Raw genomic sequence first — 16,959 nt, 5'->3', positions numbered from 1 at the left:
CGTTTATCTTGTGCATACGCCTGCTCATATAAAAAAGATACTGATGAATGAGTATTCATCAGTATCTTTTGATTACGCATAGGATGCAATTTTATTAAGATATTTTGCTTTGCAAAAATCACTTTTTATTGAACCTCATGTTAGAAGATCGCTAACACTAGATCTGTAAGATATTTTGCTTCGCAAAAATCACTTCTCATTGAACCTCGTGTTAGGAGATCGCTAACACTAGAATAAAATCAATTCAAGTAATCTAAATTTGATCTTTTAATTAGGATTTCACAGCAGGTTGGTGACGTTCTTCGCGGCCTGGGATTTTGCCAGTCGCTTCGAATGCTTCAACGATAGCGTCAATTTCCTTTTTCAATTCCTGTACCATGTCCGCTTCCGGTACTTTACGGATCATTTTACCATAACGGAACAGCAAGCCTTCACCACGTGCACCGGCGATACCGATGTCCGCTTCTTTCGCTTCACCTGGACCGTTAACCGCACAACCGAGTACCGATACTTTAATCGGCACTTTTAGCTTGGAAATGTACTCTTCCACTTCGTTGGCAATCGAGAACAGATCGATGTCCAAACGTCCGCAGGTTGGGCAGGATACGAGTGTAGCCGCGTTCGAGATCAGACCGAATGTTTTCAGCAGCTCACGTGCGACTTTCACTTCCTCAACCGGATCAGCACTTAGCGAGATCCGCACGGTTGAGCCGATTCCCATAGACAGCAATGCACCAATACCCGCTGAGCTTTTGATCGTACCGGAGTGCAACGTACCGGCTTCGGTAATACCGAGATGCAGTGGATATGGAATCACTTCAGCCGCTTTGCTGTAAGCAGCGATCGCCATCGGTACGTCCGACGCTTTGAGCGATACGATAATATCGTGGAAATCTAACTCTTCCAAAATTCCAATATGATACAGCGCACTTTCCACCATCGCTTCCGGTGTTGGATAACCGTATTTCTCCAGCAAATGATTTTCAAGCGAACCCGCATTCACACCGATACGAATCGGGATATTTTTCTCTTTACAAGCACGTACAACCGCTTCGACCTTTTCACGTTTACCGATATTACCCGGGTTAATCCGAACTTTATCGATTCCATTCTCAATCGCCATCAATGCCAGCTTGTAGTTAAAGTGAATATCCGCTACGAGCGGAATGTGAATACGCTTCTTGATTTCTTTAATTGCAGCAGCAGCTTCTTCATTGTTGACCGTTACGCGGACAACCTGACAGCCTGCTTCTTCCAAACGTAAAATTTCGGCTACAGTGGCCTCGACATCTGCCGTTTTGGTCGTACACATACTCTGGATGATAACTTCATTGTTGCCACCAATCGTCAGGTCGCCAACTTTGACAGGTCTCGTGTTTTCTCTCAAAAACATGGTTTCTTCTCCCTTGCATGTGGGCTTAATTGCAAACCAGCCTTTATCCTGCAAAAGGAAAAAGGCCGGCGCAATGTTGTATACATCTATGCATACAGAAGAGCCGCACAAAGCGGCGGCATCATGAGTCTGTTCATACCGTTATGAACTTCGTATCCCATGATGCCGTATATGCTTAGGCGCTTTCTTCTTGTTTTTTATCTTTGCCAGTTTGAAGCTCAGGCACAACTTTGCTCTCAACGACTTGCTCTGTGATCACACAACGCGTCACATCGTCACGAGACGGTACTTCGTACATCACGTCCAGCATAATGCCTTCGATGATCGCACGCAGACCACGCGCACCTGTGTTACGTTTGATCGCTTCACGAGCAATCGCTTGAAGCGCACCTGGTTCGAATACGAGTTCTACATTGTCCATTTCCAGCATTTTGGAATACTGTTTGATCAATGCATTTTTCGGTTCGGACAGGATACGTACCAGTGTCTCTTCATCCAGTGGTTCCAGAGCAGAGATAACGGGCAGACGGCCAACAAACTCCGGAATCAGACCGAATTTCAGCAAATCTTCTGGCAATACCATGCTCAGATATTCGCCTGCTTTCAGATCTTTCTGGCCCTGGTTATCAGAACTAAAGCCGATTACCTTTTTACCGATCCGACGCTTGATGTACTGCTCCAGTCCATCAAAAGCTCCGCCGACGATAAACAGGATGTTCGTTGTATCGATCTGAATAAATTCTTGATGCGGGTGTTTACGTCCGCCTTGCGGTGGAACAGAAGCAACCGTACCTTCCAGAATTTTTAGCAATGCTTGCTGTACACCTTCACCGGATACGTCGCGTGTAATGGACGGATTTTCGGATTTGCGTGCCACTTTATCAATCTCATCGATATAAATAATGCCCCGTTCTGCTTTTTCCACATCGTAATCGGCAGCTTGAATGAGTTTGAGCAGGATGTTTTCCACGTCTTCACCGACATAGCCGGCTTCGGTCAGGGAAGTTGCATCTGCAATTGCAAACGGAACATTCAAAATGCGCGCCATCGTTTGGGCAAGCAGCGTTTTACCGGAACCTGTTGGTCCTACGAGCATAATATTACTTTTTTGCAATTCTACATCTTCGATCTTGCTCTGTGTGTTGACACGTTTGTAGTGGTTATATACCGCTACAGACAGGGATTTTTTCGCTTGATCCTGACCGATCACGTACTGATCGAGAATAGAGCGAATTTCCTGTGGCTTCGGAATATCTTTTAGATCAAGCTCTTCTTCGTGACCAAGCTCTTCTTCTACGATCTCTGTGCACAGTTCAATACACTCATCGCATATATATACACCAGGACCTGCTACCAGTTTGCGGACTTGATCCTGAGATTTGCCGCAAAAGGAACATTTCAACTGTCCTTTTTCATCGTTGAATTTAAACATGTTTACACCCCTTTTTAGCTTGTGAGCGGACGGGTAATCACCTGGTCAATCAAGCCGTATGCCTTAGCTTCCTCAGCTTCAAGGAAATAGTCGCGATCGGTATCACGTTCGATTTTGTCCAGCGACTGGCCTGTGCGCTCCACGTAAATCTGGTTCAGCTTCTGACGCGTCTTGATGATCCACTCTGCATGAATCTTCATATCGGACGCCTGTCCACTAATGCCGCCAAGCGGCTGGTGAATCATAACTTCGCTATTAGGCAGCGCAAAACGCTTGCCTGGTGCGCCTGCTGTGAGCAGGAGCGAGCCCATACTTGCAGCCATCCCCATACAAATCGTGGAGACATCCGGCTTCACAAATTGCATTGTATCGTAAATACCCATCCCTGCCGTAACAGAACCACCCGGGGAATTGATATACAAATGGATATCTTTCTCCGGATCTTCGGCAGCGAGGAATAATAATTGTGCAATAACAAGATTGGCTACATGATCATCGATTGCCGTATTCAAGAAAATAATACGATCCTTGAGTAATCTTGAGTAAATATCGTAAGATCGTTCACCTCTACTGGTTTGTTCAACAACCATAGGTACCAGACTCATACAACCAACCTCTTTCTTATCCAGGAATATGACGACAGATCGTGCTTTAAAATACGATGCATTTCCTATTTTAACATGTACACTGCCCCATGTCATTTTTTCAAAGGTAAAGATTTGGAAAATATTAATAAATAAATGAACGGGAGCAATGACGATAACGATTATAAACTACTGCTGTATATCCGTATATAGGTAAAAATAAGGCACGCAAGTAATACGTGCCTTATTCCAAATGGTAGCAAAAACAGCTACCGGATTATGAAGTTTAAAATTACTCGGCTTTTTCAGCCACTGCTTCAACTTCTTTGCTGTTATCAACCAGCAGATCGATCGTTTTACGCAGTTTGATTTCTTCGGACAGACTTGCGAGGGAACCGTTCGCTTCCAGAATGCTGCGAACTTCCTCTGCACTGCGCTGGAATTGGGAAGCCATTTTCTCCAGCTCTGCACTTACTTCTTCTTCGGAAACTTCGATGTTTTCTTCTTTAGCAATTTGCTCCAAAACGAGGTTGTTACGTACGCGTTTTGCAGCTTCTTCTTTCATTTGCTCTTTCAGATCATCTGTTGTTTGACCGGAGAAGCTAGTGTACATTTCCAGGTTCATGCCCTGTTGACGCAGGCGGTTGTCGAAGTCGCGAACCATGTTTTCGGTTTCGGAGTTCACCATTGCATCTGGAATTTCAATTTCTGCATTTTCAGCCGCTTTTTCTACAGCAGCAGCTTCTTTTGCAGCTTTTACTTCGTTTTCTTTACGGGAAGCGATTTGTTGTTTCAGGTCTGCTTTGAATTCGTCCAGTGTATCGAATTCGCTAACATCCTTCGCAAACTCATCGTCCAGTGCAGGCAGGTTTTTGCGTTTGATTTCGTGCAGTTTCACTTTGAATACTGCTTCTTTACCAGCCAGTTCTGTTGCATGGTAAGTTTCAGGGAATGTTACCGTAACATCCTTGAAGTCACCTGTAGCCATGCCAGCAACTTGCTCTTCAAAACCTGGGATGAACGAGTTAGAGCCCAATTCCAGGGAATAACGCTCTGCTTGTCCACCTTCAAATGCTTCGCCATCAACAAAGCCTTCGAAATCGATCGATACGGTGTCGCCAGTTTCAGCAGCGCCTTCTTCGATTACGGACAGCTCAGCATGACGCTGTTGCAGACGCTCCAGCTCGCTGTTGATGTCTTCTTCAGAAACTTCAACTGCGGATACAGGAACTTCTACACCTTTGTATTCACCCAGTTTAACTTCTGGTTTTACAGTTACTTTTGCTTTGAATTTGAATGGTTGACCTTTTTCGAATTGCTCGATTTCGATTTCAGGACGATCAACCGGGAAGATGTCAGTCTCATCGATTGCTTCGGAGTATGCTTCCGGCAGCAGGATGTCGATTGCATCATTGTACAGGCTTTCGATACCGAAACGTGCTTCGAAGATTGAACGTGGTACTTTACCTTTACGGAAGCCTGGTACGTTCAGTGTTTTTGCTACTTTGTTGAATGCTTTATCAAGCGCTGCGCTTACACGCTCTGCAGCTACTTCTACTTCAAGAACGCCAAGGTTCTTTTCTGTTTTTTCCCATTTTGCTGTCATTTCGAGAATTCCCCTCCAAAAAATATTAACATGAATGATTTCGATGAATTTGTATCGTTTTCACGTGCAGAATAACCACTATAGTATATACAACTCTTCGCTTTTTATCAAGTTTGTTTCTTTATCCTGTGCCTACAAGCGAAATAGTTACCTGTCGTAGCTACCAATAGGACAAACAAGCAACTGACGCTACCAGGTTATGAACCGGCATTTATAATTTGCTTACGCTAGCTGGTTAGCGTGGCATCTGCCCGGAAACAAACTGCTGCAATGCGCGATGTGCCTGTTCATAACGGAAACGGATACTGTCCGTTACGCCATACAATCCACGTATCTCTTCCTCTTCCACTGTGCCTTCCAGTGTCATAGCAACAGTCTGGTGCAGCGCTGCTGCCCAGATATCAATCTCCGCATCATCTCCACGAGAAATCCAGAGATAATTTTGCGTACCATAGATACTCATCATAAACTGTGACCAGAGTTCCTGTGCAAAATAAAACAAATTCGGCGCATTCACCTCTGCCTTATCCGCCACACGTTCCAAAATTTGAATAAATGGCATCGGGAATTCGGTCGGATCAAGCGGAACGGTCTCTACTTCAATATCGACGCGCTCCTGCTGGTGCATATAATGTACACTTCCGCGGCATCCACGGCGGCGCAACGTCTGTACAATACGGAACTGAATCAATGGATGCAGTTGCGTATCCTTTTGCAGCCACTCGATGATCTGTTCATCAATCTCCGGCTGTTCCAAATAAGCTAGCTGCTCTAAAGCGAGCAATGTGCGCTCTGATACAGGACGCTCCATTGCAGTGCGTAGCAACTTCTCTTCATAATCGCGATCTTCAGCGAGCTTCAAGCGTACTTTGTCACGCATCATATGCTCTTGCGTATGTGTAGCTTCGTCCAGCTCAGCATCATCGCCTAACTCGGCAGAGTCGCGATCACTGTATGCTGCTTCGGGGAACGTTGTTCGCAGCCATCCGAGTAACGATTGCCACTCTTCTAACTGGCGTTCGTCTTGCCCCTGACATTGCAATAAAAATTCAAGCAATTCGATCGCTTCATGATAGCGCTCGGTCTCAAGCATACGTGTAAGCTCAATCTGATAAAAGTCGAGCGTCTTGGGAAACAGAACGACATTTCGGTTCTGCCCTGTATGTGAATGGTTTGAATCAGCGATAATGGCACCTCCTACATTCATCACTTCTTGCGCATGACTTTATGATTATAGCATAGCTGTTCGTTACTGACAGCCATACGGTAATGTTCATGTGGCTATGATTTAATGTACCTTTTAATTAACACGCGCATTGATGTTGAAACGGGAAGTTGGGTAGGTGCATGGAGTTGTATGCAGATAGCAAAAACTGATTTGGGCAAAAAGAGCTTGCTTTCTTTTTATGTACATGCTAAAATATTTTTGTTGCGCTTGAAATGATAATTTCATGTGTCCCAGTAGCTCAGCAGGATAGAGCAACGGCCTTCTAAGCCGTCGGTCGGGGGTTCGAATCCCTCCTGGGACGTCACATAAAAAGCATCTCCATCAGGTGGAGATGCTTTTTTTCGTATCTTTGTATTTCGATACTTCTATATATATTGATTCCATATTTCTGTCACTTTCACTTTCACTTTCACTTTCACTTTCACTTTCACTTTCACTTTCACTTCTTAATTATAGTTCTTTCATGCTTGTGACTGAATATAATTTCTTATTGCTGAATATACTTTGCTTATTCCTGGCTGCATGTCACTGTTTATTTTTTGCTACATAATTATCGTTTATTGTTTGCTACATATCATCATACATGTGTCCATGAGATCGTAAGAACATATGCGCTCTGCATTAATATAATACACGCCACAGATAAAACGTCGCGTACGATTCCCAGTTACTCCAGCCAGCTGCCAGCTTCAGCAATTCTTCTCTAGTCGGTTTCGCTTTTGACCCGGTCAGATGACGGATTACATTGTGCAAGCCTACATCATCGATCGGAAATGCGGTTGGGATGCGTAAGCAGCGCATCAATACATAATTCGCTGTCCACGGGCCGATGCCACGGATACGGGTGAGCATTTTTTCGGCTTCTTTGTAGCCGCCTGCTGCAAGCAGTTTCTCTTTGCTCAGCTCACCGCTAGCAACGAGGCGGGCAGCGTCCAGAATGTATTCGCACTTTTTCACGGTCATATGCATCAATTCCAGATCGGACATCGTCAAGGCGGCAATTCGTTCCGCAGTCGGGAAAATCCAATATCGTTCGCCTTCATGATCGACATACTCGCCAAACGCTTCAATTAATCGACATTTGAGCGTATGTGCATAACCGATATTAATTTGCTGACCGAGTATGCCCCAGCATAATGTCTCAAACAGATCCGGTATACCCATATTGCGTAAGCCGTAAAAGGACTCTACCGCATGTCCAAGCAATGCATCGCTACTGGCCAGCTTGTAAAAAGGCAACAGGTCGATACCCAGATCAAACCAGTCGCTCACATAGGCCGCTACCGCTGCACGCTCCAGCTCCTCCTTTGGTGCACTATCACCTAGAAACTCCACCTCGATCTTACCCTGTTCCTGTTGCGTAATACGCAGTAATGGACGTGAATGACCCACAGCCAGCGCCTTGTAAATCTCTTGCTCGCACACCGTGAACAGACACTCATTCGGTGAGCTTCGTAAAAAGTCTACATTCATCGCAAAGCTGAATTCTGCTGGTACGGATAACAGTAAACGATCACCTTGATCTTTCCAGTTTCCATGCTGTTGAAATTGTTGGATTTCGTTTAAGGATAAGCCTGCATAATAAAGCGTATCAGGTTCTATAGGTTCTATAGGTTCTATAGGTTCTCTAAGCTCTGTCTGTTCTGTAGGTTGCAGTGACTCTGTAAGTTCTACACGTCCCTCTCGTTTTATTTGTGCAGAATGTTTTACAGGCGACATAGAGCGATAGGAATCCTGCTGAAAATACATGTGTTTGTCATGTATATCAGAACGGCGCTGATTCTTATATTCGTCAGCATGATGCTGTTCTTTATGTTTTTTATGTCCATCAGTATGATGCTCTGCTCGTGATCGCGAATGATGCTCGGTCATGTTGAGTTCCTCCAGTGCTTGATTAGGCTATAGCATAGATACAGGCTACTATGTGCAGACAGCTAACCTTACTTGCACATATCTCTGCTGGATGTTCGTCTTGCTTGTAAACCTCTCTACTGCATCCTCATCTCGATGTGCATTCAAGCTACACTGCTGTTATCCCTATATACCCGATTCCACACTTCACTCAGCATGACCGTAACTTTTTATCTATTTATTATGGATCGCTATTTATTTATCGCCATTATTTCAATTCCATAGTTCATTTACTCTCCCCATAAAAATGCACCAGCTGATCCACCTTCACCGGCAATCCAGTACGAATCGACTGATTCGCAGCAATGCCTGTCAAAATCGAACGTGCCCCATCCTGATGATTGGCAGCACGATGAAACGGATCTTCCTGCGGCTCGCCAAACAGATCGTTGAGCAGCACCGGATCACCGCCGCCATGACCGCCTGCCTGCTCCTCCACCTGTACGTCATAGGGCTTGCCAAACATCGGGTATACGGTAATCCGTTTGCCTTCAAGCGCACCTTCGTCTGCTTTTTCACCACCAGCATTCACGTAAGACTTCTCCACAATCTCCATTTCGATCCGTCCGGCTGTTCCATTAAAGGCAATCCGATACCCTTCCCACGGCATATACGCATTCAGCGAATAGGTGAGCATCGCTTTATTTTTGTAACGGACGACTACACTCATCGTATCTTCGATGCTAATCCCGTCTCCAAACACACTCTGGTCACGCTGGTATCCATCCTCATGCTCGGCATCCAGATACATCGCTTTTAGATTCGGATTGCGATCCAGATGCAGGGCAAATGGGTCATCTTCCGCATGCACATTGCCAGTGGCTCGATTGTAAAAGTTTGTCTGCCCACGCTGTTCCGCATTTTCCCGCCCATAAAAGAGCAGATCGCCAAACGCAAATACCGCATCCGGCTGCGAATTGATCCAGAAGTTTACGAGGTCAAAATGATGGGTTGATTTGTGTACGAGCAGTCCGCCGCTATTGCGTTTATCACGATGCCAGCGTCGGAAATAGTCTGCACCATGCTCGGTATTGAGCAACCATTCAAAATGCACCGAAGTCACTCGACCGATCGCTCCATCTCGAATCAGCTCACGCGCTTTAGTATGATGGGGAGCATACCGGTAGTTAAACGTCACCCGTACATTCCGTCCGGTACGCTCAACAGCATCCAAAATTTGCTGGCATTTCTCTTCATCTACCGTCATCGGCTTCTCCGTAATCACATCACAGCCTAGCTCCAGCGCACGAATAATATAATGATGATGCGTACGATCGATACTCGTCACAATGACCGTATCCGGACGTTTGTCCTCGATCATCTCTTCAAACTGCGCTGCATTGTACAGATCGACGGCTGTACCACCATACTTGTCCTGAAGCAAGTGATTTGCATATCGAGCGCGTGTTTCATTAGCATCGCAAAAAGCAACTAACTCTGCTGTCGCTCCAAAATCCCTTGCTATCGCTCCATAGAAAAATTCTGCGCGTCCACCTGTGCCTACAAGTACATATCGTTTTCGGTTCATATGACCATCCCTCCGTTTCGTCTACTTCTTTCCTAGCATAGTAAAAAAAGCGGACTCATTCGCCGCAAATGATGCTTTCTTTTATAAACACCGCTTATTTTGTCATGTTATACTACATAGAAGATAACGCTTACACAAAAGGAGTGTTGGGATGTCAGCTCATCGTTCTGCCAGCAATCGTCCAGCGCACGTCGATGCTTCTATGCCCCATCATCAACATACGCCCAGCAATTTAACGGATCAGCGTATGCCCGATAGGCTCATTGCCGAGTATATGTCACGCAGTGATTATTTTGTGATGCCAGGCGATCATTTGCATCCGCATTATGAGCTGTACATTTTGCTGTCCGGCGAACGTCGCTATTTTGTGCGAGATCAGGTGTATGAGATGCATACCGGCGATCTTGTATTCATTGGCAAGCATGAGCTGCATCGCACGTTACCGGGGAAGCTGCCGGAACATGAGCGGATTGTGCTCTATTTTGGTGATGGATTTGCAAAGCAGCAATTCGGTGAGCATCGCGATTGGCTACTGTCTTTATTCAATCAGCCCTATCCTGTGCTGCATACAGGCGGCAAAGATAGCAAAGACTCCATCCTCTCCAGCATCATTCAACAGCTCGTGCGTGAACTTACGATCCAGCCGCAGGGCTATAAGCTGATGGTGCAACAGCTTGCCGTCACCTTGCTGTTATATTGCGCACGCCTGCCGCGCGCTGCGCCCACATCGATCACCAACATACAATCTGCCACACAGGAACCGATCACTGAAGCAGCCCGTTATATTAAAGCGCATTATCATACGAACGTATCGCTGTCCCAGCTGGCAGCACATGTGCATCTTAGCCCTGCTCATCTGAGTCGAATGTTCAAACGTACGACTGGATTTCATGTGACCGAATATATTAATACGGTACGTGTGAGAGCAGCACAACAGCAATTACGAGATACCGACTTGAAAATTATCGATATAGCTGCGGCGACCGGCTTCGGTAACTTCTCTCATTTCGGTAAAATATTCAAGCAGCTCTGTCATATGAGTCCGCGCGAATATCGTCAGTCTACACGAGGTAAATGAAGGAAGTCGATCATTACAGTTCGAGCCATGACAGTTCAGACAATTACTGTTTAGCCTAAAAAAGCGACTGGTTGCCGAAGCACCCTATCGCTTTTTTAGGCTAAACGCTAGTTTTACGCTAATTCTCTCGCTTTAATTTTATCGTTTGTGAGCTAATTTTGAGGTGGGGTAATCCATTGAAATTATTATTGTGTATCTTATAATTGTTGATGTGGGCAAGCTATCCACATTCATACTGGTTGAGATCAAGCTTTCGTTTCCAGATCATATGATTGGTGATTGAGATCAAGTTCTCGTTTTCAGATCACATTATCGTTGATTGAGATCAAGTTCTCGTTTTCAGATCACATTATCGTTGATTGAGATCAAGTTCTCGTTTTCAGATCACATGATTGGTGATTGAGATCAAGTTCTCGTTTTCAGATCACATGATTGGTGATTGAGATCACGTGCTTGCTCTCCAATCACATGATCGGTGATTAAAATTAAGCTCTCATTCTCAAATTACATAATTGTGAACTGAAGCTAGAACTATTGTTTCTAAATCACATAATCGTACGTTGGAATCCGACAATTGTTCATTATAAAAACTCGATCATTGCAGAGCTTTCAGCATCAGCGACGCACTACCATCCGACTGACGCACCAGTACCCAGTTCATCGCGATTGCATCGGCAATACGTTGGAATTGCGCTTCATCCAGCTGCAAGCCATCCATCCGACCTTCTTCATGGACAGTATAATGCTGTCCTTCCTCTAAACCGAGTGCAAACCGCAACCAGTTCCCAGCACCTGGTACAGTAGTAAACGTCATACGATACCCATCCTGTACTGCCTCAGCAAGCGATTCTCCATGCTCGGTCGCATAGTGTAGCCATTCATCCAGATCTATTCCTGCCGCAGTTGCCGAGCCAGCCAGTGGTGCTGCATGACGCTGCTGTATCGCTTCTAGCAGTTGCTCATTAGTAATACCGTCACGACGCAGACGCTCAATGAGCATGGCGCTACGCTGTGAAATTTTAACGTTAGATTGTGTCATCTAGTTGCCTCCGTCTTCTTGAATAGACTTTTCGTAAATACAGTTTTCGTAAATAAAGTTAACAGGCTAACCGCTATCGTTCCATCTCAGCTGCACTTAATCATCATGCCGGACTGGACGCGAATTAGCCAAAAATAATGCCCCTAGCAAAATCAAAATCGCCAGCGACCACATAACGGTATTCGTTGCATTATCATAATCGACAATAATAAGCCGAATGATCGCGGTAATGCCAATATAGATAAAGTAACGTAATGGAAAATGAAATCCGCTTTTGAAATATTTAATAATAAGCGCAATAAACTCAAAATAGAGGAAAAACACGAGCAGACGTGCAGCCAACTCATACGCAGTCACGTCAGACTCCTCTAAAAAGATAAAGCTGAAAATATGCCATGTTTCTTTGAGTAGAAAAAAGCAGAGTGTCAGCGCAACCAGAGCAAGCGTTACATTCAGAACCGCTTGCAGGAAGGTTGGAATTTTGTACACGTAGCGCATCCACGGATTCATATTCGTCGTTTCCCCTTTTCATATCGTTCAGGTTTGGAAAGATTGAAGTGAGTAAAGTATACATTTTACTGAAAAATGCCGCAATCTAATCCTTATTTGTTGCCCGAATAAGCAGACAAACACAGTATTGTTATACTGAGATATTTAGAAGCACTATTAATAGAAGAAATATGTACAGTTAACGATCTCTCTCTATTCCTGTATACCTGCTTGTATCTAACATAACCTTCTTCATAAGCAAGACAAGATATCTAATTTAAATGTTATATATTGTAATTTATAGTTTTATTTTCTTATATATACTTATTATTCTAATGGCGTTACACTGAGCGAGTAATCCAATACAAACTAAGGAGTGATTGGCCAATGTCCCAACGCGAAGTGCATATTTCTGTAATTAATGTAACTGATAGTGAAATGGTATTAGAGAGCAAAACCAATCTTGCTCATGGAGAATGGGTAAGCTCTCCAACTAACGTTCCTAACAATGCGAGACCTGTTACATTCCAAGCAGATTCAGATGGCTTTGCCACCGGTGCTGAAGGAACGATCTACTACAAACTCCCACAGGGTGAAGTAAGTCTGTACTTTGATAATCCATTTGTTGGTTCGGACGGTTTTTCCGCACAAAGCACCTCCCCTGCCTATAATGTACAAGTTATCGGCGGCAGCGGTAATGTATGCAACGTCACATATCTGATTTCCAACAACTAATTGGACAGCCAGAGCTTCATTTATCCATAAGATTTTATAGCCGCAAGGCATAACACACACAAAAAACACCTTCATATTAGATATGAAGGTGTTTTGCGTTAACGTCCCAGGAGGGATTCGAACCCCCGACCGACGGCTTAGAAGGCCGTTGCTCTATCCTGCTGAGCTACTGGGACATATTTTCAAGACGCAATAGTACATATGTAAAAACTCACTTAGAACATCTCAGAACAACAAAAAATATTATACATCAACTTCTCTCTTTTTTAAATAGGCTTTTATTTCCACAATCAGGCTAAAAGACCTATAAATATCTGGACATCCAGGTTGCAAACGGTTACGATAACAGAACACATACCACTATTTTACTACGTTTCTTAAAAAAAGTAGCCCTTAACATCCAATATTATGTTTTAAATGGGAAAATGTGTATTATAATAATCCTATATCGATATAACTAAAGTACATACTCCGCTTGATTGGTTTTGGCCTAACATCATTGTAAACGCACCCATCATCAAAAGTCGAAGCGATTCAGGCAAGCCGAACCATTTCACTTTACTACAACCTACAGTAAACTATAGAAAATCATCTGCTCGTTTTAACAAATTTATCAAAAAATGATATCCATTGGAGGGATACGCAATGTCCAGGCCCATCTCCGACGAGGAATTGGGACGCATGATTCAAAACGCTGACGACAATGACATCGACAGCCAACGACACCAACTGAACGAGCAATCATTCACCGAGGGTAAAGATGGCTGGATCAAAATAAAAGACAACAAGATTCATGTGTTCTCACCTAAAGCAGGCGGTAAAACGGCTTCTATTCATGCCCTGTCTCCCGTCTCGTTGATCGTTAACGGGAACATTATTTCCGGTAAGGCTAATGTGAGTGAAGAAGACACACTATCATGGGAGCTTCAACTTACGCCGATGTTTGAAATTAGCGTGTCGCCTGATCAGATGGAAGCTTATCTCATTTTGCATACACGCGAACGCTTTGAATGGAATCTGGTAGATACGCCAGCATCGTCTGCCATGACGGTGCGCGCTGTCCCTAATCGTGAGCGGATCGTAGATACGATACAGTTTAAGCATGTGATCAATGCACTGGAGCATCGCGGTATTTACAAAAATATCGATAAGGCAGCTATTTTAAACGAATTGGAATCCCCTACTCATCAGCCGATCGTCATTGCACGCGGTCAGGCGTCGGTACCGGGTACGGATGCACGATTGGAGCTATTTTTCCCTGAACAAATTGAAACGGTATTTCATGAAGCAGGCGGCGTGGTCGATTATCGGAGCCATCGCCGGATTCCTTCTGTTCATGAAGGAGAGGTTATCGCTACCAAGCATGAACCTGTCGAAGGTATTCCCGGCTTTGATGTATTCGGCAATGAACTGTCTCCACGTGCAGCTCAGGATCTGGAAGTGACGGCTGGTGAATTTACAGAGATGAATGCGCTCGGTCAGATTGTAGCGCTTCGTCCAGGTCGACCGCGTATGACAGGCAAAGGCAATCGACGTCAGATCGATATTTCCAATGCGTTTATCGTCGATGGTAATGTTGATCTGCGGACAGGCAATATTGTGTTTGCTGGCGATGTGATTGTGAACGGTGATGTGCAGGAACATATGATTATTGAGTCGCTCGGTAATGTGTATGTACATGGCAATGTGTACAGCGCCACCATTACAGCCACAGGCAGCATTTCAATTGCAGGCACGATTATCGGTGGCAAAATCTACTCTGGCTATTTTGGCGTTATGTTCAATCGGATGTATGCAGCTTCCAAGCAACTGAGTCATGAAATTCGGCAGTTGGATATGGCGGCATACAGGCTGGCGGAAGAAGTTGCGGCAAGGCAGCAAACGGTTCGCTATAGCCAGATGATTATGCTGCTGATCGAGCGTAAATTCCGCAGTGTGCCCGAATTAGCTCGCGAGTTGCTACAGGTGTTCGCCAGCATTCAACATATCGAGAGCCGAGAATCGGAGCAGCTGAAAGAACTGCTGCATCATTTCCTAAACTCGACGACCATTTTGGAACGGTTGGATGAAGAAAAGCTTTCGACAGCTCGCTCATTGCTGGAAGGATTGTATGCAAGCGTATGCAGCATGCAGGAAGTGGAAGTGAATGTCGAGCTATCCCGCTGTCAATCGAGTGAGATCAAGTCGAACGGCGATATTATGATTACACGCGAAGGCGTCGTACAGAGCGATCTATACTCGGCAGGCAGTATCGCCTTTCTGCTGGAAAATTCCGTTTGCCGGGGTTCACGTCTCAAAGCGGAAGACCGGATTATTGCCGGAATGGTCGGTAGTGATGCCAATGCCCGCTGCGTGCTTGAAGCAAAGCAGCAGGTGTATGTACGCAAGCTGTACAATGGATATATCATTATTGACGACTATCGCCATCATGTGTTTGAAACGATGCAAGATCAGCTGTTTGATGCGGAATTTATGCAGAGCAGGCAGCCGGTGCATGCGTCGATGGGTGGTCAGGGTAGATGAAACGGTGGTTATGCTTGCGGTCATGATGCCTGAGGCTACTGGTAGTGACAACGACAATGCTGGTTATAGTGTTGGTGCTGATTTTAACAGTAGAACCCGTCATGATATGCACGTACCTTACACTAACGTAATCGTACAACGATCAAAGCCTGTATCGAGCATTCAATGCTCGCATACAGGCTTTTTCGTCTTGATTTGATAACTAGACTTTGACCAGACTAACTATCAGTTTGGATTGTATGTTGAAATGGCTATATTTTAACACTTAAACCATTCTCAAAACTCAAATGAATCTTAACTTTAAATCTGCTTAACGTTCTGAAAGATCACTATACCACCCTACCATAAAAGTTAACATTCAACATGGTCAATACATTATTTTCATATCGGCTACTACATCGTGTCCTATCGATCACCACATCGTGTCCACGGATGACATGCTACTTCTATCATTCTATTTTCGATGCGCATGTATAGCCATATTTCATTTCACACACGATTATAATGCGCCTGCGCTTCATAACGAAGCGGAATCCGCTCTAACAATCGTTCCCCATACTGATGGGCAAACGGTCCATCCGGCATATGAATATAACCGATATAACAGCCACATGTTTTCATCTGACAGGGGCGCTCCGCAGCAATTTGTTCCAGCTCATGCCGATAAATATTACCGATGACGCGTTTATCCTGATAACAGCGCTTGACCATGCCATTGCCCTGCACATAAAAGACCGATTCACCTGCCAGACACGACTGTCCCAGACTGGCATAATCCGTTAAATTATAGCGAAAATACGGGTCAATCGCTTCCAGCTCCTCCACCTCACCTGGCTCATAATATGCCGGGCGATCTTTAAACGCATTCACCCACACATATACATCAGCGGGCAGCTGCTGTCGTAGCGAACGAATGGCGGCAAACGATTCACGCAACCCAACCGTACCTGCACTAAAAGCAATCCCATGCTCATACAATGTCATACACTGACCAACAAACTGCGCTTCACTCGTTTGACCCGGATGGTAGGTCGCCCAGAAGGCCACTTTATCCCGATTCAACTCCATCGTCCAATCCAGCTTGACCGATAAATTCGTCTGTACTGCTACCTTATCAACATGCGGCAAATGCGATAGTTCCACCATCGCGCGTCTGTACCATCCATGCACAAGCGCTTCGCCATATGGATTGAAAAAGATCGACAAACGATACGGCTTATGCGCCTGCTGGCGTACCCAATCGACAAAACGATCCAGCTGCTGCCGATCACGCTCTAGCGTTTCCCGGCTATCGACCGTTTTGCTAAATGGGCAATACGGACAGGCATAATTGCACGATGACAGACTGCCACGATAATAAAGTGATACACGAGCTGGCATAGAGAAAGGCATTGAATCATCGTGCTTGTCGGA

13 protein-coding genes and 2 tRNA genes are annotated in these 16,959 nt (G+C 44.9%); 4 read left to right on the top strand and 11 right to left on the bottom strand.

Features of this window, described 5'->3' with window-relative positions; all coding sequences use genetic code 11:
* Nucleotides 1-271 precede the first annotated feature (271 nt).
* The 5 genes from ispG to AAHF22_RS13635 form a co-directional block, all read right to left on the bottom strand.
* A complete protein-coding gene (gene ispG, locus AAHF22_RS13655) occupies nt 272-1,393 on the bottom strand; it encodes a flavodoxin-dependent (E)-4-hydroxy-3-methylbut-2-enyl-diphosphate synthase (RefSeq protein WP_347325568.1) in 1,122 nt (373 codons plus the stop codon).
* Nucleotides 1,394-1,568: 175 nt separating this feature from the next.
* Complete coding sequence (clpX, locus tag AAHF22_RS13650; protein ID WP_347325567.1) at nt 1,569-2,825, bottom strand: ATP-dependent protease ATP-binding subunit ClpX; 1,257 nt, start codon at nt 2,823-2,825, stop codon at nt 1,569-1,571.
* 14 nt (nt 2,826-2,839) lie between these two features.
* Nucleotides 2,840-3,430 (bottom strand): ATP-dependent Clp endopeptidase proteolytic subunit ClpP, encoded by a 591-nt coding sequence (clpP, locus tag AAHF22_RS13645; protein ID WP_017814094.1) that lies wholly within the window; start codon nt 3,428-3,430, stop codon nt 2,840-2,842.
* A 271-nt stretch (nt 3,431-3,701) separates the two neighbouring features.
* Nucleotides 3,702-5,015 carry a trigger factor gene (gene tig, locus AAHF22_RS13640; RefSeq protein ID WP_347325566.1) on the bottom strand — a complete coding sequence of 438 codons (1,314 nt, stop codon included), beginning with the start codon at nt 5,013-5,015 and terminating at the stop codon, nt 3,702-3,704.
* Between the two features lie 235 nt (nt 5,016-5,250).
* A complete protein-coding gene (locus AAHF22_RS13635; protein WP_347325565.1) occupies nt 5,251-6,222 on the bottom strand; it encodes a hypothetical protein in 972 nt (323 codons plus the stop codon).
* A 248-nt stretch (nt 6,223-6,470) separates the two neighbouring features.
* Here AAHF22_RS13635 and AAHF22_RS13630 point away from each other — a divergent pair.
* Nucleotides 6,471-6,544: transfer RNA gene (locus AAHF22_RS13630), tRNA-Arg, on the top strand.
* A 320-nt stretch (nt 6,545-6,864) separates the two neighbouring features.
* Here AAHF22_RS13630 and AAHF22_RS13625 read toward each other — a convergent pair.
* Both AAHF22_RS13625 and AAHF22_RS13620 read right to left on the bottom strand, forming a co-directional pair.
* Nucleotides 6,865-8,115, bottom strand: coding sequence for a DNA-3-methyladenine glycosylase family protein (locus AAHF22_RS13625; protein ID WP_347325564.1), 1,251 nt, complete (start codon nt 8,113-8,115; stop codon nt 6,865-6,867).
* 265 nt (nt 8,116-8,380) lie between these two features.
* The gene (locus AAHF22_RS13620) at nt 8,381-9,682 is read right to left on the bottom strand and encodes a Gfo/Idh/MocA family oxidoreductase (protein ID WP_347325563.1); all 1,302 of its coding nucleotides are present in this window, start codon (nt 9,680-9,682) and stop codon (nt 8,381-8,383) included.
* Nucleotides 9,683-9,833: 151 nt separating this feature from the next.
* Between AAHF22_RS13620 and AAHF22_RS13615 the strand changes: the two genes are divergently transcribed.
* Nucleotides 9,834-10,760, top strand: coding sequence for an AraC family transcriptional regulator (locus tag AAHF22_RS13615; RefSeq protein WP_347325562.1), 927 nt, complete (start codon nt 9,834-9,836; stop codon nt 10,758-10,760).
* A 595-nt stretch (nt 10,761-11,355) separates the two neighbouring features.
* On the opposite strand, the gene AAHF22_RS13610 is transcribed toward AAHF22_RS13615, so the two are convergent.
* The gene (locus tag AAHF22_RS13610) at nt 11,356-11,799 is read right to left on the bottom strand and encodes a hypothetical protein (protein ID WP_347325561.1); all 444 of its coding nucleotides are present in this window, start codon (nt 11,797-11,799) and stop codon (nt 11,356-11,358) included.
* A gap of 96 nt (nt 11,800-11,895) precedes the next feature.
* Entirely contained in the window at nt 11,896-12,309 is a 414-nt protein-coding gene (gene psiE / locus AAHF22_RS13605) for a phosphate-starvation-inducible protein PsiE (RefSeq protein ID WP_347325560.1), read from the bottom strand.
* Nucleotides 12,310-12,675: 366 nt separating this feature from the next.
* On the opposite strand from psiE, the gene AAHF22_RS13600 reads away from it, so the two are divergent.
* A complete protein-coding gene (locus AAHF22_RS13600) occupies nt 12,676-13,023 on the top strand; it encodes an aegerolysin family protein (protein WP_347325559.1) in 348 nt (115 codons plus the stop codon).
* 102 nt (nt 13,024-13,125) lie between these two features.
* On the opposite strand, the gene AAHF22_RS13595 is transcribed toward AAHF22_RS13600, so the two are convergent.
* Nucleotides 13,126-13,199: transfer RNA gene (locus AAHF22_RS13595), tRNA-Arg, on the bottom strand.
* Between the two features lie 469 nt (nt 13,200-13,668).
* Here AAHF22_RS13595 and AAHF22_RS13590 point away from each other — a divergent pair.
* Entirely contained in the window at nt 13,669-15,546 is a 1,878-nt protein-coding gene (locus tag AAHF22_RS13590) for a flagellar assembly protein A (RefSeq protein WP_347325558.1), read from the top strand.
* 489 nt (nt 15,547-16,035) lie between these two features.
* Here the strand turns inward: AAHF22_RS13590 and AAHF22_RS13585 are convergent, their stop codons facing one another.
* A complete protein-coding gene (locus AAHF22_RS13585; protein WP_347325613.1) occupies nt 16,036-16,926 on the bottom strand; it encodes an STM4011 family radical SAM protein in 891 nt (296 codons plus the stop codon).
* Nucleotides 16,927-16,959 lie beyond the last annotated feature (33 nt).

The organism is Paenibacillus wenxiniae, from assembly GCF_039822605.1.
GTDB lineage: Bacteria > Bacillota > Bacilli > Paenibacillales > Paenibacillaceae > Saccharibacillus > Saccharibacillus wenxiniae.
Note: the sequence above shows the minus strand (reverse complement) of the source record. Positions and strands in the feature narration are given on the sequence as shown.

Excerpts from the sequence above, each read along its gene's own strand:
- tig (WP_347325566.1), bottom strand. The coding sequence starts at position 5,015 with ATGACAGCAAAATGGGAAAAAACAGAAAAGAACCTTGGCGTTCTTGAA.
- AAHF22_RS13635 (WP_347325565.1), bottom strand. The coding sequence starts at position 6,222 with ATGAATGTAGGAGGTGCCATTATCGCTGATTCAAACCATTCACATACA.
- AAHF22_RS13600 (WP_347325559.1), top strand. The coding sequence starts at position 12,676 with ATGTCCCAACGCGAAGTGCATATTTCTGTAATTAATGTAACTGATAGT.
- clpX (WP_347325567.1), bottom strand. The coding sequence starts at position 2,825 with ATGTTTAAATTCAACGATGAAAAAGGACAGTTGAAATGTTCCTTTTGC.
- AAHF22_RS13615 (WP_347325562.1), top strand. The coding sequence starts at position 9,834 with ATGTCAGCTCATCGTTCTGCCAGCAATCGTCCAGCGCACGTCGATGCT.
- AAHF22_RS13625 (WP_347325564.1), bottom strand. The coding sequence starts at position 8,115 with ATGACCGAGCATCATTCGCGATCACGAGCAGAGCATCATACTGATGGA.
- AAHF22_RS13590 (WP_347325558.1), top strand. The coding sequence starts at position 13,669 with ATGTCCAGGCCCATCTCCGACGAGGAATTGGGACGCATGATTCAAAAC.
- clpP (WP_017814094.1), bottom strand. The coding sequence starts at position 3,430 with ATGAGTCTGGTACCTATGGTTGTTGAACAAACCAGTAGAGGTGAACGA.
- psiE (WP_347325560.1), bottom strand. The coding sequence starts at position 12,309 with ATGAATCCGTGGATGCGCTACGTGTACAAAATTCCAACCTTCCTGCAA.
- AAHF22_RS13585 (WP_347325613.1), bottom strand. The coding sequence starts at position 16,926 with ATGCCAGCTCGTGTATCACTTTATTATCGTGGCAGTCTGTCATCGTGC.
- ispG (WP_347325568.1), bottom strand. The coding sequence starts at position 1,393 with ATGTTTTTGAGAGAAAACACGAGACCTGTCAAAGTTGGCGACCTGACG.
- AAHF22_RS13620 (WP_347325563.1), bottom strand. The coding sequence starts at position 9,682 with ATGAACCGAAAACGATATGTACTTGTAGGCACAGGTGGACGCGCAGAA.
- AAHF22_RS13610 (WP_347325561.1), bottom strand. The coding sequence starts at position 11,799 with ATGACACAATCTAACGTTAAAATTTCACAGCGTAGCGCCATGCTCATT.